A 23,316-nucleotide genomic window follows, 5' to 3' on the forward strand; every position below is an offset into this window, starting at 1 on the left:
AATGCGAACCTTCAAACACACTTCTATATATCTCACAGGCTGCCCCGTACCGACGCCCTTTTGTCCGTTCAACTTCCTTTCCTTTGGTCGTGCGGGGAAGGCCTGTCCTTTAATGCTACCTCCCCCCAACTCTCCGAAGGGGGAAATAGATTCCAGTCTGTTTTACAAGTCAATTAATAATGCTGCTCTCCTAAGCCTCCCCCACGGGGAGGTTTGGTGGGGCTCAAACAAACACCATTTATTCACCTTGCCTTACGGGGCATCAAAACGAAATCAAAAAAAAATGAGAACGATGAGAAGAACTAAAACAAAGAGCAAAAACCTCAACCATTTCAAGACGGCTATACTAATTATAGCCTTGACATTTGCAGGCAACATGTGCGTAGTGAATGCGCAAGCGACTATCGGCAGCGGCGAACGCCCCAACAAGGGGGCGCTGCTCGACCTGAAAGAGACAAATGCCGACGATTCATCGACCAAAGGGTTTATCCTGCCAAGGGTAAAGCTCACCGACCTGAACAACCTCTTTCCGATGTTCGAATCCGATGGCAATGAAGGATACATAGATGCCGTAAAAGCGGATGAAGACAAGCTGCATACCGGGCTGATAGTCTTCAATACGAACAGTGACTTCCCTTTCTTTGTGGACGTATACGTCTGGATGGGGGATAAATGGTATCGACTACCGCGGCTTATGCAAGTGCCTGCCGGAGAATGGTACCGGCCGATCAACGAATTATATTTTACTAACACTGCTTTTGCTGCACTTTCTGATGGACGAAAGAGCGGAAAAGCTTAAATAAAACCAAACCGACATGAAAAGAATCTTATTTACACACATGCTATTGCTGATGCTGCTGTCGGCAACGATGACAGGCCATGCGCAGGTAACTATCGGCAGCGGCGAGAAGCCCAACAAAGGCGCACTGCTCGACCTGAAACAGACGAATAACGAAATATCCTCTACCAAAGGGGTTATCCTGCCAAGGGTACAGCTGACAGACCTGAACAACCTGTTTCCGATGTTTGAGAGTGATGACAACGGAGGCTATAAAAATGCCGTGAAGGCTGACGAAGACAAGCTGCATACCGGCATGATCGTCTTTAACACGGCTTCGAGTGTATTGCTCCCCGAAGGCGTGTATATCTGGGATGGCAGCAAATGGACAAAAGGAGCAGAAGAAGCCCTCGCCAAGCTGCACCTCAGCGAGAGCCGCTTCGACCTGCCGAGTGGTAAGGATGCACGCACACTTACAGCACAGGAATTGGTTATCAACTGGATGGATGGAGCATCGCCGACCTATAACGCAGCGGCAGCCAGTGGCTTCACAGCTGTACCTTTTACGGGCAATCCGCTGACGCCTGCGACACTGACGACCTCCCCGACAACGATAAGCTTGTTGCCCGATGCGATGACCGATACGGATGTTACAGCAGCTAACCCGTGGAAGACGAAAGAAACAGAACTCTCGTTCCTCTACACCGATACAGATGAAGATGGCAACTCCAAGGAAAAGATAAAAACGGTGACCATCAACCAGACTAACTTTGCCCTGAAAGCAAAAGACAGGCTACGCAATGCTCAAATAACCTATACAGCTGCTACCAGTGGTAACTTCAATGTACAGGGGAATGCCTCTTGGAAGGCAGAGATTACGGGTATGGAGAGCGCTGCTACTTTTACCGTTGCAGCCGAAGGAGGCAAAACGCTGACAGACGGTACTACCAATACTACGAATGTGCCTTACACTACCAATGCAGGCAACCGCTACGACTATGCGAATGTCACTTTCAAAGATGCTGAAACACCGAAACGCTTTGAGGATGTAACGGTTTCGATGGTCAATTGTGTCACAGGAAACGACCCGAGTATCGAGGAATGGGCGAGGCGGGCAGGCTTCACCGACGACGAGATAGCAGCCGTGACGAATGCGGATGCGGGCTCGTCAGCTATCAAGCCCATCAACCTCATCCAGCTACACCGCGACCAGGACGATAACCTTTTTCTCTCGGGGGACTTTGGCAATGCCGGGCGGTGGATGTTGCATAATGTGAGAGCATTGAACTATTCGTCAAAGGCGCCGCATAGTCAGGGTAGGACGCTTACATATTCGTATGCAACTACATACAATGTAGCTCAGTGGGGATATCCAAATGCAAGCCAAACTCTTTTCGATAATAATCCGCGGGTGGGGCTGGTATATAACTGGGATGCGGCCACAGGTGGAAAGGGAGGTGCAAATGGACAAGCTACCATTAACGATGGAGAGAATATCACTACAACTCCTACGCCTGTACAAGGTATCTGCCCCGATGGATGGCATTTACCGAGTGAGTATGAATGGACGCAGTTAGATCAGGAGATTACTACTAACACCAATTTATATAGTGGCACGGCCGATATTGGCGGTACAATTACCATAGGCAGTAATACCCGTGGAACACATGCGAAAGGGATGAAAGCTCCATGTTCGGCACCAACCTCTGCAACTGTCCCTAATGGCTACAGTAATACCATCTCCATTTCGTCTCGTCCGGGTATGAATCTTTTGCTTACAGGTTATTATACAAATAATAGTACCTATGAGTATGGTAGCTGGACGATGTTTTGGACGCCTAATAGTGGCGGCGATACTACTACTTCGTACTATCGGCAATTCAAATATACTAACGAACATGTTGAACGTGTCTTATATTTTCGTCATTTGTTACTCCCTCTCCGCTGCAAGAAGAACGAATAGCAACGCGTAGCGTTGCAGTTACTTCGCCCTTCGGGCAGTTACAAGTTACGAGTTACAAGAAACTTTATCTATACAGGTAGCCTCCCCCAACTGGGGGAGGTTGGAGGGGGTGGGTGACAAAAAAATGATGGCATGGCAAAATATTGTTGGGAAGATTAATATTATAATTCCGAAAAAGTATGTATATTTGCACGCAATAAAATTTGAAAAGGAGTTACCCTATGTCATTTATTGCAGATAAAATCAGCATGGATGGATTAACCTTCGACGATGTATTGTTAATCCCCGCTTATTCGGAAGTTCTTCCACGTAACGTCGACCTCACGACAAGTTTCTCACGCAACATCAAACTGAATATCCCTTTTGTTTCGGCAGCTATGGACACTGTCACCGAAGCTAAATTGGCTATTGCTATTGCCCGCGAAGGTGGTATCGGTGTTATCCATAAGAATATGTCTATCGAAGAGCAGGCGCAACAGGTAAAATATGTGAAGCGTGCCCAGAACGGTATGATATCCAACCCTGTAAGCATCCTTCGGGACAAAACAGTAGGCGAAGCTTTGGCGATGATGGCCGAGTTCAAAATCGGCGGTATTCCCGTAGTAGATGCCGAAAACCGCTTGGTAGGTATCGTGACTAACCGCGACCTCCGCTTCCAGCGCGAGATGGACAAGTTGATTAACGATGTCATGACAAAAGACGGTCTCATCACGACACAACAGTCGACCGACCTCGAATCGGCAGCCGATATCCTGCAACAGCATAAGATTGAGAAACTTCCGGTGGTAGATGCCGATAACCGTCTGGTAGGATTGGTGACATACAAAGATATAACCAAGGCAAAAGACAAGCCGCTTGCCTGCAAGGACGAACAGGGACGCTTGCGTGTAGCCGCCGGAGTAGGCGTTACGCACGACACACTGAAGCGCGTGGAAGCATTGGTAAACGCCGGCGTAGATGCCATCGTTATCGATACGGCTCACGGACACTCGAAGGGTGTAGTAGGCGTATTGAAGGAAGTGAAGAAAGCCTATCCGCACCTCGATGTGGTGGTAGGAAACATTGCTACAGGCGATGCAGCCAAATATTTGGCAGATGCCGGAGCGGATGCCGTAAAAGTGGGAATCGGTCCGGGTTCTATTTGTACTACACGCGTTGTTGCCGGAGTGGGAGTTCCTCAACTTTCGGCGATATATGATGTATATAAAGCGCTCGAAGGTTCGGGTGTACCATTGATTGCCGACGGCGGACTGCGCTATTCGGGCGATATAGTGAAAGCCCTTGCTGCGGGAGGCGCATCTGTGATGATGGGTTCGTTGCTGGCAGGAGTAGAAGAGTCTCCGGGCGAAACAATCATCTTCAACGGACGTAAGTTCAAGTCGTATCGTGGAATGGGTTCGTTGGAAGCGATGGAGAAAGGCTCGAAAGACCGCTACTTCCAGGATATGGAAGCGGACATCAAAAAACTCGTTCCCGAAGGTATCGCTGCCCGCGTACCATACAAAGGTTCGCTCTACGAAGTTGTTTATCAGATGCTCGGCGGATTGCGTGCCGGAATGGGTTATTGCGGAGCGAAAGACATCAAAGCGTTGCACCATGCCAAGTTCACCCGCATCACCAATGCCGGTGTTGCCGAGAGCCATCCGCATGATGTGACTATCACCAGCGAAGCACCTAACTATAGCCGGGGAAACTAATCGCTAAAAAAGACTATATATGTTAAAGGCAGCTTTCTGAGAGAGCTGCCTTTTATCATTAGGATGTCGGACGATAGAATTACTTGCCCACCGTGAAGTTGACAGGGATATATATCGGCGACACGACTTGTTGAGATCCAATCATAAAAGATGGCTTTATCTGAATCGAAACATTTGACTTCTCTGTGCCGATTCCTGCAATATTCTTAATGATATTAACCATTGTATCTTTGGAATCGCCTTTCAGATACTGGGCAATATCCAGTTGCAGATTGATAGGCATAGTTTTGGTTTCGCCAGCAGAAACACTCAGGCGTTCATTGATAGAGCCCGACGTCAGTTGCAGATTGTCTATGGTAACGATATATTGCAAACCGTTTAGAAACGCTTCGGATGCATTGGGATTGTTCACATCCAAGTTGACCGTCATATCCACAGGGATAGACGTTGCCGTTCCGGTGAGGATTGAAGTTAGCTTCGGTATGCTCGACAAAGACAATCCATTGGAGAGGTTCATCCCCGAAACCGATACATTCGACAAAGAGTTGTACGAATATTTACAATTGACCATATTGTAAGCGCCCGAAAGGCTTTGAGCTGCATCGCAGCTGACTAATAATGTTGCAACAAACAGGAATGCTGCGATTCTTCTTAATACTTTCATATTGATTGTTTTATAGTTTTGTAATTCAATTATTTGATAGTTACCATCGTTGCCCCGTATCCGTATTCGCGGAAAGAAGCATCCTGATAATAGGCTGATTTGTATTTCTTCTTCAATTCGTCTATGACAGCGTTCTTTAATACACCGTCTCCTTTGCCGTGGATGAAGACGATTTTCTGCCCCTTGTTTTTGAGATTCTCGTCCATTACCTCCCTGAATTTGGAAAGCTGGTAATCGAGGATATCAGCATTGGACAATCCGGCTGTGGTATCTAACAGAGCATCGATATGTAAATCTATCTCGACGATAGCGCTCTTTTCTTTCTTGTGCAAAGGTTGTATACGCGGACGTCTGTCGGCTTGTTTCTTTTCCTGCATGGCAAGGGCAAGATCTTCGGCTGATACCTTCAATTCGCGTTCGGGCAAATCTCTGCGAACCAGCGTATAGAGCAACGCATCCTCGTCGAAGTAGTCGTTGTCTTTGAAACTGTGTAGCTTATAGAATTTGACCGTGTCGATGCGCAAATCTATCGAATAGGTATTCTTCAGGTCGAAGGCTTTATCCTGTTTGTAGGCAAAGAATTGCAAGCAAACACGCTCCAGATCGTTGAGCATATCATGGGCAAACTCTTCGACGAAGATTTTGGTATTGGGCTCTATCACACCTGTCTGGCGGCTTATCCAAGCCTGCCCGGTATGAGAGAGGTAGCTGTACGACAGGTAATAGTTGCTGTCGTTTATCAGATAGCACTCGAAATTCGTCGAACTGAGCGATTTGGCATCTATAGGGAGATAGGCTAAAGCAACCGTAAGTTGTTCGCCTTCCTTCGTTTCGACGGGGATGTACGCTTCCTCCTGTTTGGTGGGTTGCGATTGGTAGGTGTGGACAATTTGCTGTATCGCAGCTTCCTGCTGAGGCTGGTTGCGTACCTGATTGTCTTTTCCTTCCTCGATGATGACACATTCGCGGATAAGTACGGGAATGTCGAAGCCGTCTTCGTCTTCTACAAGGACAATATCCCGTCCCTGAAAGCCTTTGACAATGCCTCCGCCGGTTGTATTCAGGAATCGTACTTTATCGCCTATCTTCATCGCATTGGTTGTTTTGGTCAGAGGGGAAGAAGGCTCACTACCTTATCTACCGCCCCTGTGTGTTCTATGACATATTGTCTTGCATGATTACCTGCCGAACTCAATGATTCGGGGTATTCTATCAGTTCGTCCATCAGCCCGCGGAAAGTCTCGTAATCGTTGACCGAGTAGCCTCCGCCACTTTCGATGAGGCCGATTGCCTCAATGAACTTCTTGAAGTTCGGGCCGAAAAGGACAGGAATTCCATATACCGCAGCCTCGAGTACGTTATGGATGCCTACTCCGAATCCTCCTCCCACATAGGCTATCTGCCCATAGCGGTAGACGGATGAGAGCATCCCCATGGTATCGAGGATAATACAATCGACCTTTTCGACGTCCTCGGCTGTAGCCTTGGAATAGCGGACGAAAGGGCGTTGCAGGTTCTCTTCGATATATTTCAGGTGCGCCTCGTGTATCTCGTGCGGCGCGATGATCAGTTTGAGATGAGATGTGGCATTGAAGTATGTGACAAAGATGTCTTCATCTTTCGGCCACGAGCTTCCGGCAACCAATATCTTCTGTCCATCGGCTTGTGCCTTAGTGGCGAAGCGGGCTATCAGGTCTATATCCTTTGCCTGCTTGCTGATATCCAATACGCGGTCGAAGCGGGTATCGCCACAGACTTCGACATTGGTTACATCTATTGTTTTCAGCAGGTCTTTGGAAGCTTCGTCCTGTACGCACAGACAGTGGTACATGTGCAATAGCTTCTGCATAGACTTGCCATACCAGCGGAAGAATATCTGCTTAGGACGGAAGATAGCCGATACCATATACACAGGGATATCTCTCTTGTGCAACTGGCTGACAAAGTTGTACCAGAACTCGTACTTGATAAAGACGGCCATCTTCGGTTGTACCAATCCGAGGAACTTGCGCACATTGCGTTTCTTGTCGAATGGCAGATAGCAAACCACATCGGCTAATGGGTAATCCTTGCGCACCTCATATCCCGATGGGGAGAAGAACGTGAGGAGTATTTTATATTCCGGATGTTGCTTCTTTACCTGCTCGATAATCGGGCGTCCTTGCTCGAACTCGCCAAGCGAAGCGGCATGAAACCAGATATATTGAGCATTGGGATCTACTTTCTTACGAAGGATGGTATAAGTCTCTTTGTGCCCTACTATCATCTTCCGTGCCTTCCGGTGGAAAGGCGAAATGATGCGGACAACCAGTGCATAGAGGAATATACCTATGTTATAGAAAAGCATTCCCGTTTATTTAATGTTCTTAATAGCAGCTTCTAATCTGCGGATAGTTTCTTCTTTGCCGATGGCAGCTGTGATGTCGAACATGTGAGGCCCTTTGGATTCGCCGACGAGAGCCAGACGGAAGGCATTCATGATATTACCCAAGTGATAGCCTTTTGTTTCTATCCAGCCTTTCACGACTTCTTCCTGATGGTGAGCCGAGAAGTCACCAATGCCTTTCAATACGTCGATCAACTCGCCTAATTGTGCCGGAGTTTCTTCTTTCCAGCGCTTTTTGACGGTCTTTTCATCGTATGCCGCAGGAGCAACAAAGAAAAATGATGCCTGATCCCACAGTTCTTTCACGAAAGAGACACGCTCTTTGACTAAACCGACTACCTGCTCGATGTAGCCTTTGTCTGCTTCTATTCCATGCTCTTTCAGTATGGGAGCAAACAGGCCGGCTAATTCGCTGTCCGGCTTTTGCTGGATATATTGGTGGTTGAACCATTTACCTTTTTCGTAGTCGAACTTCGCACCGCTTTTGCTTACGCGTTCCAATGAGAACAGGCGGATAAGCTCGTCCATCGACAGCATTTCCTGATCATTGCCCGGATTCCAGCCTAACAAGGCGAGGAAGTTGACAACCGCTTCGGGCAGATAGCCGCTTTCGCGGTAGCCTGAAGAGATTTCGCCTGTCTTTGGATCTTTCCATTCCAACGGGAAGACAGGGAATCCCAAGCGATCGCCGTCGCGTTTACTCAATTTGCCTTTTCCGTCAGGTTTCAACAGGAGCGGCAGATGTGCGAATGACGGCATAGTATCTTCCCAGCCGAAAGCACGGTAAAGCAAGACGTGCAGCGGCGCAGACGGCAGCCACTCTTCGCCACGGATAACGTGTGTAATCTCCATCAAATGGTCGTCCACGATATTGGCCAGGTGGTATGTCGGCAGGTTGTCCTGCGATTTGTATAACACCTTGTCGTCGAGGACGGAAGAGTTTATCTTCACCTCACCGCGAATCATATCGTTCACGATAACGTCTTCGTTGGGTTCTATCCTGAAGCGCACAACGTATTGTGTGCCTCCATCTATCAGTTTTTGCACTTCGTCGGCGCTCATCGTAAGCGAGTTACGCATATCGCCACGGGTAGAGGCATCGTATTGGAAGTTAGGCGTCGATTCGCGCTTTGCATCCAATTCCTGCGGGGTGTCGAACGCTATATAGGCAGCGCCTTTCTCCAGCAATATATCTACGTATTGGCGGTAGATATCCTTACGATCGGACTGGCGATAGGGGCCGTATTGCCCGCCGATGTGCGTACCTTCGTCGAACTGAAGTCCAAGCCACGTAAGGGCTTCGATGATATACTCTTCGGCTCCGGGAACGAAACGCTGTGAATCGGTATCTTCGATGCGAAGAATAAAAGCTCCTTTATGCTGTTTGGCAAAGAGGTAGTTATATAATGCTGTACGCACTCCTCCGATGTGGAGAGGGCCTGTGGGGCTGGGCGCGAAACGTACTCTTACTGGCTGAGACATATTTGTAATGGTTAGAAAAACGGCTACAAAAATACATATTATTTTCGTAACTATACGCTATACAGCTAAAAACTTGCTTAACAGCCAGTAGCTTAGGATATAGAAATACGTTTCGCCTCCAACTTAAAAGAGTAATCAAACGTATCATTTTTTTGCCACGCTGTTTTTCGAGCATTACCTATTGGTTATCAGACCGATACTATAAGAAAAACTTAACAAAACAGCATGTGCTTTATAAAAATAACAGTTGTCAAGTTATGTCAAAAACCTACTTCGCTGATAATCAATCAAAATTTAGTTAAAACTTGACACTCTTGACATATTTGACGCGACACAGTGTTTTTTTCTTGTCATTTTTTTATTACTTAACCACAGAGGACACGAAGTTTTTACACAGAGGTCACAAAGCAAAGAACACAGGGAAACAGTCCTCGCGGACTACTTCCCTGTATAGATAATTTATTTGATAACCGCTAACTGATTATTAGTCTTTCTTGCACCTCACACTCTCAAAGGAGTAACGGGCATTTGTAATCCTGTTCATTTGCGCATTGGCAGAACTGATGTACCGATGCCACACATTAGTAGCACCGACGCCGCTGGCTGACCAAAAGTTCGCGAACCCCCCATAATTACCGACCACACCGCCACTAGCGTGACCCACAGACATAGCGCTAAAGCCCGGTCTCATGGTGGTGTCATTGATGATGTTTGATGCACCGTTGGAGGCTATTGATGAGGTAGGTGCCGGGCAAACATCTTTCATACCCTGGCCGTGAGTACTACCCCGGTTTGCTGCTTGCCCAACAGTGATAGTGCCGTTCGCATCGGGGATAGCGGCGTATTGGCTGGTATGGGTGTTTATTTCCTGCTCCAGTTGTGTCCATTCGTAATCGGACGGCAGATGCCAACCGTTCGGGCAAATACCTTGTCGACGAGCAGTCTGCGGGTCGGTAGCAGGAGCTATCTCACCATCGCTATATGGTTTTTGTCCGTTTGCATAGGCTGCGTCGTTTGCCCCGTTATCAAATGTACTTCCTTTGCTGTTAGTTGCAGCCGCCCAATTGTAAAGGCGTCCAAGTCGTGGATTGTTATTGTAGAGGGTGGCGGAGGTGCCGTTGCCACTTATGTTGGGGTATGTCCATAACGGGTTCTTGTAATTGTCGACCGAAGCAGACGGCGAAGCTGGTAAGTTAACCGAAACGTTGACGTCTACGCCGGTTCTCGCTCCCGTAGCAAAGCTGGTGGCAGCCAGATTGTTGAGCATCCAGCGGTTGCGTCCGTCGAGGCTACCGGCATCAGTGCCAAAGTCACCCGAAAGAAAAATATTGCCGCTCTGGTCTTTATGTGCCTGTACACCATTGGGCAGGGTGGTAGGGGTGGCATCACCTCCAAGAGTGCCGCCATTGGGCAGAGCTTGTATAGCTGTCAATTGTGCAGCACTGAAGCCGGCTCGTTCAGCCCATTGTAGCATGGTGAGGTCGTTGTCGGTAGTGGTGCCACAGTTGAGAACAGATACGGTTATATCCTCGAAGCGTTTGTTTGTTTCGGTATCCGAAAAGGTTATATTGGCTACATCATAACGATTGCCTGTTCCGACATTATATTGGACGTTTTGCGTACTGTTAGTACCGTTTTTCAGATCTGTTCCGCCTGTAGTCGGGCTGGTGTTTGCCAATCCCGGAGTACCTGTTATCGTTGTTGTCCATGCAGCATTACCTTGTACATTGAGGCTTCCGCTGGTAGGGGTGGTATAGATAATCTGACTGTTAGTGAAGAATTATTTACCTTCAACGCATAATTCGTCTGGTTGAGGGTAATCGTCTTCGTTTGCCCGCACTCGGTATAAGTGAAGATCAGGCCGGTTTGCTTGCTTGCCCACGGCGAAGCCGGGTTGATAGTCATTGCATCAGGCAGCAAAGTCATGTCGGTAGGAGAAGCCGTCAAAGTAGTTGGTGCTAACGGTGTCCCCGTAAAATCAATAGCAGTCAATCCACCCGAAGCCGCCGAAGCCCATGTCGGAACAAGCCCTCCATTCCATGTTATTTTAAGATTTTGTGCGGTGAGCGGGCGGGCATCGTGCCCGCTGGGCAAGTCAAAGTAGTCCTGATTGAAATTCAATCCGGCAGGAGTATTGTCACCTATCTTATTCCATTCGCTACCCGTCCACACATACAGACCTTTGCCGCTCATGGTACATTTATCACTGTGGTACACGATAAGCCCCGTATGATTGGCATCTTCAGTCGCTTTGTCGTAGTGGGTGCCGCTTTGGGTATAGTTAGAGCCACTGATACCGTCAAACATAGGAAATAGCTTATCCGTGTCAGTGAGTTTTACGCGAGGCATAGCCAATCCTTTGGAGGTAGTCGTCCCTTGCGTAAGGTCTAACAACGCACCATCAACCGGTGGCTGATTACTTCCAATAGTTACCTGCGCTTGCAGGGCGATTGTTGTTGTTAAGAAGGCTAATATCAAGATAGCCTGTGTCAAGATTTTCTATTTCATAATAAAAAATAATTAGTTAATATGATAATGAGATAATATAATAATGTGGTAATATGCTAATGTGATAATGCCGGATAGTACGATAGTGAAGATGTGCTTTTCTATTAGCTCATCAACACATTGACACATTAAGACATTAGTTTTGTAAGCCATTAGCTGATAGCTGTTAGTTTTATTGTCATGCTGAGCGAAAGCGAAGCATCTCGTCTCGTTACTGCGTAGGGGCAGACCTGTGTGTTTGCCCGATATATCGATTTGCAGGCGCACACATACATGTATATTCTTTTTAATTGCCTCCACTTTTAAGTGGAGGTCTCGAAAGGTTGGTTCAAAAATGGCTTTAGCCAAATATCTTTTGACTAAAGTCATCTCCTGAAAGATGCAATCATATCCACGCCTTAAAAGGCGTGGCAACATTAGACTATTAGCTTTGTAGGGGGCAATAAACATTGCCCCGTATATGTCGGATATTACGGGCGAATATTTATTGGCTCGACTACGCTTCGCCGAACGATGTTTCGCCCCTACATGGATTTTGTTGTTGACTGTTGACTGATAACTGTTGACTGAATAGTGCTGCTCACTGTTGACTGAAAAATCCCGCTTCTCCTCACGGAGAAGACGGGACAAAATGGGGGTTCTTCCCCTGACATTAACACAAGCAATTTGGCACCCCCTCCCTGCCTCCCCCATTAGGGGAGGAGATAGGAAAAGGGTATATATTTTTACTCCCCCTCTGTTGGAGGGGGACGGGGGGAGGTGAATATTTTTTGAAAAAACTACCCTGAAAATTTGGTGGCCTAAGAAATAATCGCTAAATTTTCGTGTGTGTGTGTGTGTGTGTGCACGTAGATAACAGAATATATCATATTAGAATACAATATATTAACTGAAAAAATGGTCTTATTATATCTGTTTTTTAGCACGATATTTGTGTTGTATGATACTGCAAAGAAAGTACTTTTTATTGACAAATACACCATTTGAAAGAAAGAAAATAGTCAATCGTCACAATCAAAAGCCGGAAATTTATTATCTCAACCGATAGCTTTTTCCCTCTTATTCAACACTTATACCTGACATACAACTATTCATAATCAAAAAAAGACTATATTTGTAGGCTTAATTTAATAATATCGGAACAAAATATACTGAATGGACAACGCTAAAATCATTGTAAACAACGTCGTGGCAGCTTGCCAGGAGAAAAAAGCCCGTAACATTGTAATCGTAGACATGACAGAGATGATAGGAACCATCTGTCAATATTTCGTAATATGCGAAGGACGCAGCCCTACACAAGTATCGGCAATAGGTGAGGAAGTTATCGATTCACTCAAAAAGAACATGAAAGAACGCCCTATCGCAAGCGATGGTGTAGTGGAAGGACGTTGGGCAGGAATAGATTATGGTACGGTTATTGTTCATATATTTTTACCCGAATTGCGCGAGTTTTATGACATCGAACATTTGTGGGCTGATGCGCAGTTGGAAACGATTCCCGATATCGACTGACAACTTTTCATCTGAAAGTTTGTTCATTTAGTAGAATTATTTTGTCGAATTTTAATTTTTCCAGTTAACATATGGATAACTACAACAAAGAAGAAGGTCAGAAAAAGCCACGAATACCAACCCCCCAGAAACCGAAAAGCTCCTTTAATCTCAACTGGTTATTCCTGTTAATCTTTGCCGGAATAATCGGAGTTTATTTCTTTTCGCAGAGTGCATTCTCGAAAGAAGTTGCCTGGTCGGATTTTCAGGGGTATGTCAAGAAAGACTATATCAACAAGATTGTTGTTGACGGAAAATCGCGTACCCTGCGCGCCTACGTGCGTAGCGAATCAATAAACGAGGTATTCAAAGACGAAGCTAAATCCGAAAACCTGCCAAAAAATCCTTTTATCTCCGTTAAGATTCCTTCGGCCGATAAATTTTCGGACTTCTACGACCAGATAAAGAAAGATCACAACTACAATATAGACGTCAGCTACGAAGAGAATGTCAGCATTTTCGACTTTCTCATCGGTGCACTGCCATTCCTGCTGCTTATCGGGCTGTGGGTATTTATGATGCGCCGTATGTCCGGCGGAGGAGCCGGTGGTGGCGGCGGAGTATTCAGCGTAGGAAAATCCAAAGCACAATTATACGACAAAGCGTCCGATCTGCGTGTGACATTCAAGGATGTTGCCGGATTGTCGGAAGCAAAAGAAGAAATAGAAGAGATAGTAGAATTTCTCAAAAACCCTTCGAGATATACCGAAATCGGGGGTAAAATACCGAAAGGCGCCTTGCTTGTAGGCCCTCCGGGAACAGGTAAAACGCTTTTGGCAAAAGCGGTTGCAGGCGAAGCCAATGTACCGTTTTTCTCGATGTCGGGTTCCGACTTTGTAGAGATGTTTGTCGGCGTTGGAGCTTCGCGTGTGCGCGACCTCTTCAAGCAGGCTAAGGAAAAATCGCCTTGTATCATCTTCATCGACGAGATAGACGCCATCGGCCGTGCCCGTGGCAAGAATCCGAACTTCGGCTCGAACGACGAACGCGAGAATACATTGAACCAGCTCCTGACCGAGATGGACGGCTTCGGTACCAATAGCGGTATCATCATCCTCGCGGCAACTAACCGTGCCGATATTCTGGACAAAGCACTCCTGCGTGCGGGACGCTTCGACCGCCAGATAAATGTCGATTTACCTGACCTCAATGACAGAAAAGCGATATTCAAAGTACACCTTCGTCCTGTGAAAATAGACGACAGCGTAGATGTCGATTTCCTTGCCCGCCAGACGCCGGGATTCTCGGGAGCTGACATTGCCAATGTGTGTAACGAAGCGGCTTTGATTGCTGCCCGTAAAGGAAAGAAAATAGTACAAAAAGAAGACTTCCTGAATGCTGTAGACCGCATCATCGGGGGGTTGGAAAAGAAAAATAAGGTTACAACACGCGACGAGCGCCGCACGATTGCTATTCACGAGGCGGGACACGCTACGTTGAGCTGGTTCCTCGAGCATGCCAATCCGTTGGTGAAAGTTACGATTGTTCCCCGCGGAAAAGCATTGGGAGCAGCATGGTATCTGCCGGAAGAAAGGCAAATCACCACCAAAGAGCAGATGCTGGACGAAATGTGTGCCTTGCTCGGAGGACGCGCCGCTGAAGAGGTCTTTATCGGACAAATATCTTCGGGTGCAGTCAACGACCTCGAACGTGTAACGAAGCAGGCTTACGCGATGATTTCCTATATGGGGATGAGCGACAAGCTGCCAAATATCAGCTACTACGATTCGGCCGATAATTACGGCTTCACAAAGCCATACAGCGACGATACGGCCCTGCTTATCGACCAGGAGGTGCAGGCGATGATTAGCGAACAGTACGAGCGTGCTAAGCAGTTGCTTCGCCAACATTCGGACGGACATCATGCCTTGGCTGACAAACTGATGACCGAGGAAGTTATCTTTGCCGACGACCTGAAAAAGATTTTCGGTTTACGTCCGTGGGTATCCCGTTCGGATGAGATTATGAAAGAAAACGAAGAAATCGTGAAAGAGGTTGAAGAAGAGAAAGCCAAAGGCGAAGATGCGCCGGGCATTCTCGCACAGCCGGGACAATCGGAAGAGATAGAATAATAATATAACAGTCATTATATTTTGAAGAAACTGCCAAATATTGTCGTCCGCATCCTTGCCGGAATCGTATTTGTAGGATTGTTGCTTGCCGGAATCCTGATTAATGAATTCACTTTTGCTGCTATATTCGCCCTGCTCACAGGGTTGGCTCTGTACGAATTTTATGGGTTGATAGAAAAGGCCGCCAATGTCAAAGTATCGAAATGGCTGAATATCATCGGGGGGCTTCTTTTATTTGGCGGAGTGTTTTGGTATAGCAATTCGGTAACTTGCTTCAGACCGGATTTGTTTTTCTACCTTACACCTTATGCCATTTTCTTATTAGTCCTCTTCGTAAGCGAGTTGTATCGGAAGCATGCCAATCCGTTGCAATCGCTCGCCTATTCCTTCTTAGGGCAACTTTATATTGCTCTACCTTTTGCGTTGACTAATAAGTTGGTGCTGACTGCCTCTTTCTACACCAGTTACAACTATATCTTCCTTTTAGCTATTTTAGTTATTATCTGGGTCAACGATTCGTTCGCTTACCTCACGGGTATGACTTTCGGTAAACATCGCCTGTTCGAGCGCATATCGCCAAAAAAATCGTGGGAAGGATTCTTTGGAGGGTTAGCTTTCGCCATAGGAGCATCCTTGGTGCTGGCATATTTTTATCCCGAGTTGTCTACTCCTAAATGGATAGGCTTTGCAATTGTAACGGTTGTATCCGGCACATTCGGCGACTTGGTAGAATCGCTTTTCAAACGCACATTGGGTGTCAAAGATTCGGGTAACATGATTCCGGGGCATGGCGGTATCCTCGACCGCTTCGACAGCACCATTCTTGCCATTCCGGCTATTGTAATATATCTGGAGGTGATAAAGATTTTTTAAATATCCGCTTTCTTCGTCCTCGCTCTTAAAAATGAGACTATTCCTTTTTCTCAGAAAATGCAAAACTTCTCTAACTCCTTATCTTATCGAACCCTTCGCCATAAACCCCACGCACGGTCGTTTGCGAGATAAAGGCTTTTTCATCGATTTTTTGTATCAGGCGGAACATCTGTATCGATTCGGAACGCTTAGCTAATACAACCACCACCTTTATCGGTTTACCCGTATAAGCTCCCGTACCGTCCAACAGGGTACAACCTCTATGCAGTTCAAAATTAATAGCTTTCGCTATTGTCTCATACTTATCAGAGAAGATAAAGAACTGAACCGATTGACGGAATCCATTGATAACCATATCAATGGTGTATGTCATCACACCCATTACGATAAGGGCGATAATAATCTTCTGATAATCATGGAAAACAAAATAGGAGCAACAAATAATAGTAAAGTCGCAAAGTAACATTCCGCGACCGAAAGAGATATTCTTATATTTATTGATGATGGCAACAACAATATCCGTACCGCCCGTACTCCCGTTTGCGCTAAATACAAGCGCTATGCCGGCTCCACACATCATCCCCCCTACTACACCCGAAAGTGTCGGTTCAGAAGCCATCAGAGGCTCTTTAAAGATTAATTGAGCAATCGTAATGAGGGCCGTAAGAACTACTACCCCGTATATTGTTTTGGCGAGGAATTTTATGCCTAATATCTTCAAGGCAACCAAAAGCAAGGCGCAGTTAGTGAAAAAATATACATATTGCAGTGGTAATCCGGTACTGTATTCAATCAAGAGGGCGATACCGGTCAGTCCCCCTGTTACGATTCCACCGGGCTTGATAAAGCCTATCAATCCAACTGCGTATAAGACAAGACCGACAGTTATTAACAGATAGTCTTTCCAATAAAAATCTTTTAAGTATCTGCGAGGCATATGGTTAGATATTATAATTTCGACGCAAAGATAAGTAGGATTTTCCATTTCATCTCTCAAAAAAGAGAGAAATAAGAACAACAATATTTATTTTTTATCCGAAATCAAACCATCCCTCATCAAGTCTTGTATCATCTTGTGCGTAAAGAGTTTGCTACCTCTGTTATTCATATGCATCGAGTTGTAGAAGTAGTCTTTATGATAACATATCGAATCATTGGAATAATCAAAAAACGGGATCGCATATTTGTCCGAAAATTTTTGATAGATAGCAATAACGGAGTCCTTATTTGATATAAATTTCTGTCCCTCGATATACTCGGGTGTATAAACAAAAATCAACGGAATATCTTCTTTTTTGGAATCGATAATAAAATCTTCAAATAACCTTACAGAAGTCGTATCGATATAGGCTTTGTACGACTTCATATTGCCTTGTGCTCTCTCTAATGCGCCATCCCATTCTTTTTCGTATCCTTTATATCCTTTCTCGCGGAAACGGGCATCAGGATTAACATAATAATTCAGTCCCGAACGGATAGCATCGAAACGCCCGATATAGCGGTATAAAGGGATAATGAAATCGGGACAAGTAAAACCTTCGTATGTCAATGTTGTCTCTGCTACATCTTTGTTCCATAGCATATAAGGCAGGAATTGCCCCAAATTATATAAATCAGGACGTTTCTCAAGCGTAAAGACATCCAAGGCATAAATAATTGCTTCCGGCTTCGGGTTATGTCGCAGATACTCACGATGTCTTAAACTTTGCAGATAGAAGTTATGAGCATTCAGACCAAAATTATAGGCCGGGTGCCCGGTTTCTTTTTCTATCATCATAGGGTCAATATGGATCCATGCACGCGAAGAACCATAGATAAGATAATCGGAATTGACCTGACCAGTATAAATATCTGTCCATGTTTCTATTTCACCATCTGAATAAACAGAATGAGCCAAGCCGTTTGAAATAAACCAATCGGCAGGATAAGCCAATACGATTATCGGGCAAACAAATATCAATAGTTTTTTTAGTAGCTTCTTCATTCCTGCTTAGAATTGGAAATAGATGAATTGTTGCTCGCCTCCGGCAAATAAAATAATAAATACGATAATCATATAATAGAATGCCCACCGGAAGAAGCGGCTACGCTTCGCTCCGAAGAATTCCAAACCATACTTATTTTCTCTACCTAACCATTCGACAATAAACATCAGCAAAAACATACCGATAGTTATCAAAGTTTTGGTATCATAATGAGGTGAGGTAAGTAATTCTTTAGGTATACTTGCAATGTATTCGAAAGCATGCGTCATGTTATCGGCACGGAAGAAAATCCAGGCAAAAGCAGCCAACGCAAATGTTATGCCCACATGCAGAATATCCTTGAACGAAGGTAATAACTTACCTTGCGCTACCACATCCAGATTCTTCCGGTTCTGCTTCATAATAATAGACGGCATAATAAACAAGGCATTCAGACCGCCCCAGGCGATAAATGTCCAGTTAGCGCCGTGCCAGAAGCCACTGACAAGGAATATTATAAACGTGTTGCGTATCGTCTTTAACATCGTACCTCTGCTCCCTCCGAGTGGGAAATAGAGATAGTCGCGAAACCACGAAGACAAGGATATATGCCAACGCCGCCAGAACTCGGCAATATCGCGCGAGAAATACGGAAATTTGAAGTTCTGTAATAATTCAAAGCCAAGCATCCGCGCGGTTCCCAGCGCTATATCCGAATAACCCGAGAAGTCGCCGTATATCTGTATCGTAAAGAAAATAGCCCCCAACACCAATGTACTCCCCGAGTGTTCGCCTCCATTAAAAGCCATATTGGCATATTCGGCACAGTTATCGGCTACAACAACTTTTTTGAACAAGCCCCAAAGGATTTGCTTCAAGCCATCTACCATCTTGGCGTAACGGAATGTACGTTCCTGTTCTATCTGAGGGAGTAGGTGTGTTGCCCGTTCGATAGGCCCAGCAACCAATAAGGGAAAGAAGCTGACGAACAAAGAATAGTCTACCCAGTTGCGGGTAGGCTTTATTCTATCGTTATAGATATCGAGCACATACGAGAGCCCGTGGAATGTATAGAACGATATACCAACCGGCAAAATAATACTTAGTGTGTGGATGCTCGATGATAAACCGAATAGCTGCAAAAATTCCTGAAACTCGTGTATAAAGAAATTGAAATACTTAAAGAAGCCCAGAAAACAAATATTCACAATGACTGCAATAAACATCCAAGTCTTTCGTCCGCTTTTTGTCGTTGCCGTACTGACCCTTAGCCCTCCGTAATAGCAGAGGATAGTGGAAATAGCCAGCAGAAAAAGAAAACGCCAATCCCAGCAGCCATAGAAGAAATAACTGGCAACAAGCAAGAAAACATTCTGTGCCTTTTTGTTATTCTTCAATACCAGCCAATAGATAAAAAAAACTATCGGAAAGAATATGGCAAAGTTGATTGAGTTAAAAAGCATATTTATCTAAAAGTTTTTATTTTCAAGCTCTAATAGCCGTATACTAAGATCCTCGGTAAACTTGCGACTACCTCTCACATTCAAATGCAATACATTGTAAAAATATTGTGTATCATACGATATCGAATCTTTAGTATAATCCCAAAAAGGGATATTATATTCTTTTGCAATATTATTATAATAATCAGTTATCTGTCTTATTGAAGTTACGACATATCCATCTTTGCAATATTCGGGAGTATAGACGAAAACTACTTTTATCTGCTCTTGTTCACAATCCTGGATAAAACGAATAAATATGTCTTTATATAGCAAATGAGATTCAAGATCAGGGATTATTTTATCTCGTTCTATTTCTATCGTTGGATCGTATGTTGTAGTACCTTCGGCACCAGGTATTGTATACCAGGGAAAGTCCTGAGCCAAATAACCTTTATAACGCATCTTATGACCAGGTGGATTGAAGTAATAGCTTGCTCCCCATTTTATAGCGCCCAAATTTCCGACATACCTGAGAAAAGGAATATAATAATCGACACTACTGAAATCAAGATATGGCCCCATATCTTCCTGCATGCTTTCATTGAATAACATGAATGGAATGAAATTAATAGAAGCCGTTCCCATTGAATTGTAAAGAGTAGGCTGATCAAGAGAACAAATTACAATTTTAGGTTTTGTATTATACTTCAAATATTCTTTGAATAATAAATCTTGTAAATTAAAACGTAAAGCATTGAACCCGACAACATAGGCAGACATATTCGTTTTTTCTTCGATTATGGCAGGATCGAAATGGACAAAAGACCTCGAAGAGCCTATTATAAGAATATCCGTATTTATATTGCCTGTATACAAATCGTTAGTAATTTCCATATCTCCACCTCCCACACCAGAGTTACGCAAGCCATAAGATAAAAGTCTATCTGCAGGATAAGCTAACAATATGATTGGCAGTAAGAAAAGAAAGACTTTTTTGAGTAATTGTTTCATGTTTATCTATCCTTGCGGGGGGGCACTACAATACGATGTTTATCATCTTTTTAGGAACAAAGATGAATTTCTTGTATTCTGTCTTTCCTTCCATCCATTTCTGCGACAACTCATGCGCCAATATAACCTTCTCTACCTCCTCTTTCGTTACGTCGGCAGGGAATTCTATATCGAAACGGACTTTCCCGTTGAAAGCAACGCCATATTTGAAGGCATCTTCTACCAAGTAGGCTTCATTATGTTTTACCCATTCAGCTTCGCATACCGAATTGGTATTGCCTAATGCATGCCATAATTCTTCCGCTATAAACGGAGCAAAAGGAGCCAAAGTAACAACCAAATCCTGCAATATCGCTTTTTTGCTGCATTTCAAGGCTGTCAATTCATTCACGCAAATCATCGAAGCCGATACAGAGGTATTGAATGAGAAATTCTCAATGTCTGACGAGACTTTCTTGATTAGTTTATGCAGTGCCTTCAATTCTTCTTTGGTCGGCTCGGCATCCACAACGATAAACTCGTCTCCCTTGTAGAACAAGCTCCACAATTTACGCAGGAAACGGTGTACACCGTCTATTCCGTTTGTGTCCCAAGGCTTGGATTGTTCCAATGGCCCTAAGAACATTTCGTATAAGCGCAAGGTATCTGCGCCATATTTTTCGACAATATCGTCGGGATTGACAACATTGTGATAAGATTTAGACATCTTTTCTACTGCCCATCCACAGATGTATTTACCATCTTCCAAGATAAATTCGGCTGTGGCAAATTCAGGCCGCCACGCTTTGAAAGCTTCAACGTCTAAAACATCATTGCTTACAATGTTGACATCCACATGAAGCGGTTGCACATCGTATTGGTCTTTCAGATTGTACGAAACGAATTTATTTGTACCGTTGATGCGATATACAAAATTGCTTCGTCCCTGTATCATTCCCTGATTAATCAGCTTTTTGAAAGGCTCGTCTTCGCATGACACGTTGATGTCAAACAAGAATTTATTCCAAAAGCGACTGTAAATCAAGTGACCCGTAGCATGCTCCGTACCTCCGATATACAAATCGACATTGCGCCAGTATTCGTCTTTCGCTTTCGATACCAACTCTTTGTTGTTATGCGGATCCATATAACGCAAATAGTATGCTGATGAACCTGCAAATCCCGGCATGGTATTCAATTCCAGCGGGAAGATGGTTTTATGATCGATTTTATCGTTTTCAACGACTTTATTATTGACTGTGTCCCATGCCCAAACGGTAGCGCGTCCCAATGGCGGTTCGCCCGTCTCGGTCGGCAGGAATTTGTCTACGTCCGGCAATGGCAATGGCAATGCTTCCAACGGCAGCATATACGGCATGCCATCTTTATAGTAAACAGGGAACGGTTCGCCCCAATAACGCTGACGCGAGAAAATGGCATCGCGCAGACGGTAGTTTGTCTTTACGCGGCCTAATTCGTTTTCCTGGATATATTCTTTCGTTTTCTCTATCGCTTCTTTCACTGTCAAGCCATTCAGGAAGCCAGAGTTTATCATAATTCCTTCTTTGGCATCGAAGCTTTCTTCCGAAACATCGGCACCCTCAATCAACGGGATAATCGGCAAATCGAAATGTTTGGCAAAGGCATAGTCGCGGCTATCGTGTGCCGGAACGGCCATAATAGCTCCCGTACCATATCCCGCCAATACATAATCGGCTACCCAGATAGGAATTTCTTTTCCGTTCAACGGGTTAATGGCATACGAGCCTGTAAATACACCCGATACTTTTTTGTCCATCTGACGGTCGCGTTCGGTACGGCGTTTCGTGGCTACCAGATACTCTTCCACCGCCATGCGTTGTTCGGGTGTAGTCACCTTAGATACATACTCACTTTCGGGAGCAAGCACCATGAAAGTCACCCCAAAAATTGTGTCAGCGCGGGTAGTAAAGATCACAAAAGAGACATCTGAATCTTTCACGGCAAACTGCATTTCCGCCCCTTCGCTTTTTCCTATCCAGTTGCGTTGAGTTTCCTTCAACGAATCTGTCCAGTCGATTTTATCCAAGCTTTCGAGCAAACGCTGTGCATAAGCCGAAACGCGTAAACTCCATTGGCGCATAACGCGTTGTTCCACCGGATGTCCTCCACGCTCGGACAAGCCGTTAATCACCTCATCATTTGCCAACACCGTGCCCAAAGCGGCACACCAGTTAACGGTGGTGTCGGCTAAGTAAGCAATGCGGTAATTCAGTAATATTTCTTGTTGTTCTTTTTCTGTTTTGCTATTCCATTCTTCGGCAGTAAATTCCAATTCTTCGCTGCAAGCAACATTCAGGTCTTTCGAACCGTTCGTACCGAACCACTCGATCAATTCTTCGATTGGGCGGGCCTGTTGCTCGTCGTTGCAGAAATAGGAGTTGAACATCTGTATAAATGCCCATTGCGTCCAATGGTAATATTCGGGTTCGCTGGTGCGGATTTCGCGGCTCCAGTCGAAAGAGAAGCCGATTTTATCCAGCTGCTCGCGATAACGGTTGATATTTTGTTCGGTCGTGATGGCCGGATGCTGCCCTGTCTGAATGGCATATTGCTCCGCCGGAAGACCGTAAGCATCGTATCCCATCGGATGCAATACATTGTATCCGCACGAGCGTTTGTAACGGGTATAGATATCGGATGCTATATATCCGAGCGGATGGCCCACGTGCAGCCCTGCCCCTGACGGGTAAGGGAACATATCGAGGACATAGTATTTAGGTTTGGTGTTGTCTTCTACTACTTTGTACGTTTTGTTGTCGACCCAATATTGAAACCAGCGTTTCTCTATTTCTTTAAAATTATATTCCATAAAATTGAAACTGAAAGTATGTTACAATTAATCAAGCCACAAAGATAGCTATTTGTTTGGAAGTAGGACGGATACAAAAAGGAAAAGTC

At 45.0% G+C, this 23,316-nt stretch carries 18 protein-coding genes; 6 read left to right on the forward strand and 12 right to left on the reverse strand.

The window, feature by feature from the left end:
• The first annotated feature begins 292 nt into the window (after positions 1–292).
• The 3 genes from D0T66_RS14655 to guaB all read left to right on the forward strand — a co-directional run bounded on the left by D0T66_RS14655 (position 293) and on the right by guaB (position 4,438).
• Complete coding sequence (locus D0T66_RS14655; RefSeq protein ID WP_163356566.1) at positions 293–799, forward strand: hypothetical protein; 507 nt, start codon at positions 293–295, stop codon at positions 797–799.
• Between the two features lie 16 nt (positions 800–815).
• Positions 816–2,741, forward strand: coding sequence for an FISUMP domain-containing protein (locus D0T66_RS14660; RefSeq protein WP_163356660.1), 1,926 nt, complete (start codon positions 816–818; stop codon positions 2,739–2,741).
• A gap of 221 nt (positions 2,742–2,962) precedes the next feature.
• A complete protein-coding gene (guaB, locus tag D0T66_RS14665) occupies positions 2,963–4,438 on the forward strand; it encodes an IMP dehydrogenase (RefSeq protein ID WP_163356659.1) in 1,476 nt (491 codons plus the stop codon).
• Positions 4,439–4,517: 79 nt separating this feature from the next.
• Here the strand turns inward: guaB and D0T66_RS14670 are convergent, their stop codons facing one another.
• The 7 genes from D0T66_RS14670 to D0T66_RS14700 form a co-directional block, all read right to left on the reverse strand.
• Positions 4,518–5,102, reverse strand: coding sequence for an LEA type 2 family protein (locus D0T66_RS14670; protein ID WP_255489764.1), 585 nt, complete (start codon positions 5,100–5,102; stop codon positions 4,518–4,520).
• A 29-nt stretch (positions 5,103–5,131) separates the two neighbouring features.
• Positions 5,132–6,193, reverse strand: a complete 1,062-nt coding sequence (locus D0T66_RS14675; RefSeq protein WP_163356658.1) for a DUF2027 domain-containing protein — start codon at positions 6,191–6,193, stop codon at positions 5,132–5,134.
• Positions 6,194–6,210: 17 nt separating this feature from the next.
• Positions 6,211–7,449 (reverse strand): 3-deoxy-D-manno-octulosonic acid transferase, encoded by a 1,239-nt coding sequence (locus D0T66_RS14680; protein WP_163356657.1) that lies wholly within the window; start codon positions 7,447–7,449, stop codon positions 6,211–6,213.
• 6 nt (positions 7,450–7,455) lie between these two features.
• On the reverse strand, positions 7,456–8,970 hold the full coding sequence (gltX, locus tag D0T66_RS14685; protein ID WP_163356656.1) for a glutamate--tRNA ligase: 1,515 nt from the start codon (positions 8,968–8,970) through the stop codon (positions 7,456–7,458).
• 484 nt (positions 8,971–9,454) lie between these two features.
• Positions 9,455–10,648, reverse strand: coding sequence for an FISUMP domain-containing protein (locus D0T66_RS14690; RefSeq protein WP_163356655.1), 1,194 nt, complete (start codon positions 10,646–10,648; stop codon positions 9,455–9,457).
• Between the two features lie 14 nt (positions 10,649–10,662).
• Positions 10,663–11,463 carry a hypothetical protein gene (locus D0T66_RS14695; RefSeq protein ID WP_163356654.1) on the reverse strand — a complete coding sequence of 267 codons (801 nt, stop codon included), beginning with the start codon at positions 11,461–11,463 and terminating at the stop codon, positions 10,663–10,665.
• Positions 11,464–11,490: 27 nt separating this feature from the next.
• Positions 11,491–12,108, reverse strand: coding sequence for a hypothetical protein (locus D0T66_RS14700; protein ID WP_163358063.1), 618 nt, complete (start codon positions 12,106–12,108; stop codon positions 11,491–11,493).
• A gap of 525 nt (positions 12,109–12,633) precedes the next feature.
• Here D0T66_RS14700 and rsfS point away from each other — a divergent pair.
• The 3 genes from rsfS to D0T66_RS14715 all read left to right on the forward strand — a co-directional run bounded on the left by rsfS (position 12,634) and on the right by D0T66_RS14715 (position 15,977).
• Positions 12,634–12,993: a ribosome silencing factor gene (gene rsfS, locus D0T66_RS14705; RefSeq protein WP_163357643.1), complete on the forward strand. Its 360-nt coding sequence runs from the start codon at positions 12,634–12,636 to the stop codon at positions 12,991–12,993.
• Positions 12,994–13,064: 71 nt separating this feature from the next.
• The gene (gene ftsH, locus D0T66_RS14710; protein ID WP_163357644.1) at positions 13,065–15,104 is read left to right on the forward strand and encodes an ATP-dependent zinc metalloprotease FtsH; all 2,040 of its coding nucleotides are present in this window, start codon (positions 13,065–13,067) and stop codon (positions 15,102–15,104) included.
• 21 nt (positions 15,105–15,125) lie between these two features.
• Positions 15,126–15,977, forward strand: a complete 852-nt coding sequence (locus tag D0T66_RS14715; RefSeq protein WP_163357645.1) for a phosphatidate cytidylyltransferase — start codon at positions 15,126–15,128, stop codon at positions 15,975–15,977.
• Positions 15,978–16,047: 70 nt separating this feature from the next.
• Here D0T66_RS14715 and D0T66_RS14720 read toward each other — a convergent pair whose 3' ends face one another.
• From D0T66_RS14720 to leuS, 5 genes are all read right to left on the reverse strand, one after another.
• The gene (locus D0T66_RS14720) at positions 16,048–16,914 is read right to left on the reverse strand and encodes a YitT family protein (RefSeq protein WP_163357646.1); all 867 of its coding nucleotides are present in this window, start codon (positions 16,912–16,914) and stop codon (positions 16,048–16,050) included.
• An 87-nt stretch (positions 16,915–17,001) separates the two neighbouring features.
• Positions 17,002–17,961, reverse strand: coding sequence for a hypothetical protein (locus D0T66_RS14725; RefSeq protein ID WP_163357647.1), 960 nt, complete (start codon positions 17,959–17,961; stop codon positions 17,002–17,004).
• A gap of 6 nt (positions 17,962–17,967) precedes the next feature.
• Complete coding sequence (locus D0T66_RS14730; protein ID WP_163357648.1) at positions 17,968–19,404, reverse strand: MBOAT family protein; 1,437 nt, start codon at positions 19,402–19,404, stop codon at positions 17,968–17,970.
• A 6-nt stretch (positions 19,405–19,410) separates the two neighbouring features.
• Positions 19,411–20,397: a hypothetical protein gene (locus D0T66_RS14735; protein ID WP_163358064.1), complete on the reverse strand. Its 987-nt coding sequence runs from the start codon at positions 20,395–20,397 to the stop codon at positions 19,411–19,413.
• Between the two features lie 25 nt (positions 20,398–20,422).
• Positions 20,423–23,227 (reverse strand): leucine--tRNA ligase, encoded by a 2,805-nt coding sequence (leuS, locus tag D0T66_RS14740; RefSeq protein WP_163358065.1) that lies wholly within the window; start codon positions 23,225–23,227, stop codon positions 20,423–20,425.
• Positions 23,228–23,316: the final 89 nt, after the last annotated feature.

This window comes from Dysgonomonas sp. 25 (assembly GCF_010501075.1).
Lineage (GTDB): Bacteria > Bacteroidota > Bacteroidia > Bacteroidales > Dysgonomonadaceae > Dysgonomonas.

What these genes read in the sequence shown, in the direction of transcription:
- D0T66_RS14655 (WP_163356566.1), top strand. Translation starts at nt 293, where the DNA reads ATGAGAAGAACTAAAACAAAGAGCAAAAACCTCAACCATTTCAAGACG.
- D0T66_RS14660 (WP_163356660.1), top strand. Translation starts at nt 816, where the DNA reads ATGAAAAGAATCTTATTTACACACATGCTATTGCTGATGCTGCTGTCG.
- guaB (WP_163356659.1), top strand. Translation starts at nt 2,963, where the DNA reads ATGTCATTTATTGCAGATAAAATCAGCATGGATGGATTAACCTTCGAC.
- D0T66_RS14670 (WP_255489764.1), bottom strand. Translation starts at nt 5,102, where the DNA reads ATGAAAGTATTAAGAAGAATCGCAGCATTCCTGTTTGTTGCAACATTA.
- D0T66_RS14675 (WP_163356658.1), bottom strand. Translation starts at nt 6,193, where the DNA reads ATGAAGATAGGCGATAAAGTACGATTCCTGAATACAACCGGCGGAGGC.
- D0T66_RS14680 (WP_163356657.1), bottom strand. Translation starts at nt 7,449, where the DNA reads ATGCTTTTCTATAACATAGGTATATTCCTCTATGCACTGGTTGTCCGC.
- gltX (WP_163356656.1), bottom strand. Translation starts at nt 8,970, where the DNA reads ATGTCTCAGCCAGTAAGAGTACGTTTCGCGCCCAGCCCCACAGGCCCT.
- rsfS (WP_163357643.1), top strand. Translation starts at nt 12,634, where the DNA reads ATGGACAACGCTAAAATCATTGTAAACAACGTCGTGGCAGCTTGCCAG.
- ftsH (WP_163357644.1), top strand. Translation starts at nt 13,065, where the DNA reads ATGGATAACTACAACAAAGAAGAAGGTCAGAAAAAGCCACGAATACCA.
- D0T66_RS14720 (WP_163357646.1), bottom strand. Translation starts at nt 16,914, where the DNA reads ATGCCTCGCAGATACTTAAAAGATTTTTATTGGAAAGACTATCTGTTA.
- D0T66_RS14725 (WP_163357647.1), bottom strand. Translation starts at nt 17,961, where the DNA reads ATGAAGAAGCTACTAAAAAAACTATTGATATTTGTTTGCCCGATAATC.
- D0T66_RS14730 (WP_163357648.1), bottom strand. Translation starts at nt 19,404, where the DNA reads ATGCTTTTTAACTCAATCAACTTTGCCATATTCTTTCCGATAGTTTTT.
- D0T66_RS14735 (WP_163358064.1), bottom strand. Translation starts at nt 20,397, where the DNA reads ATGAAACAATTACTCAAAAAAGTCTTTCTTTTCTTACTGCCAATCATA.
- leuS (WP_163358065.1), bottom strand. Translation starts at nt 23,227, where the DNA reads ATGGAATATAATTTTAAAGAAATAGAGAAACGCTGGTTTCAATATTGG.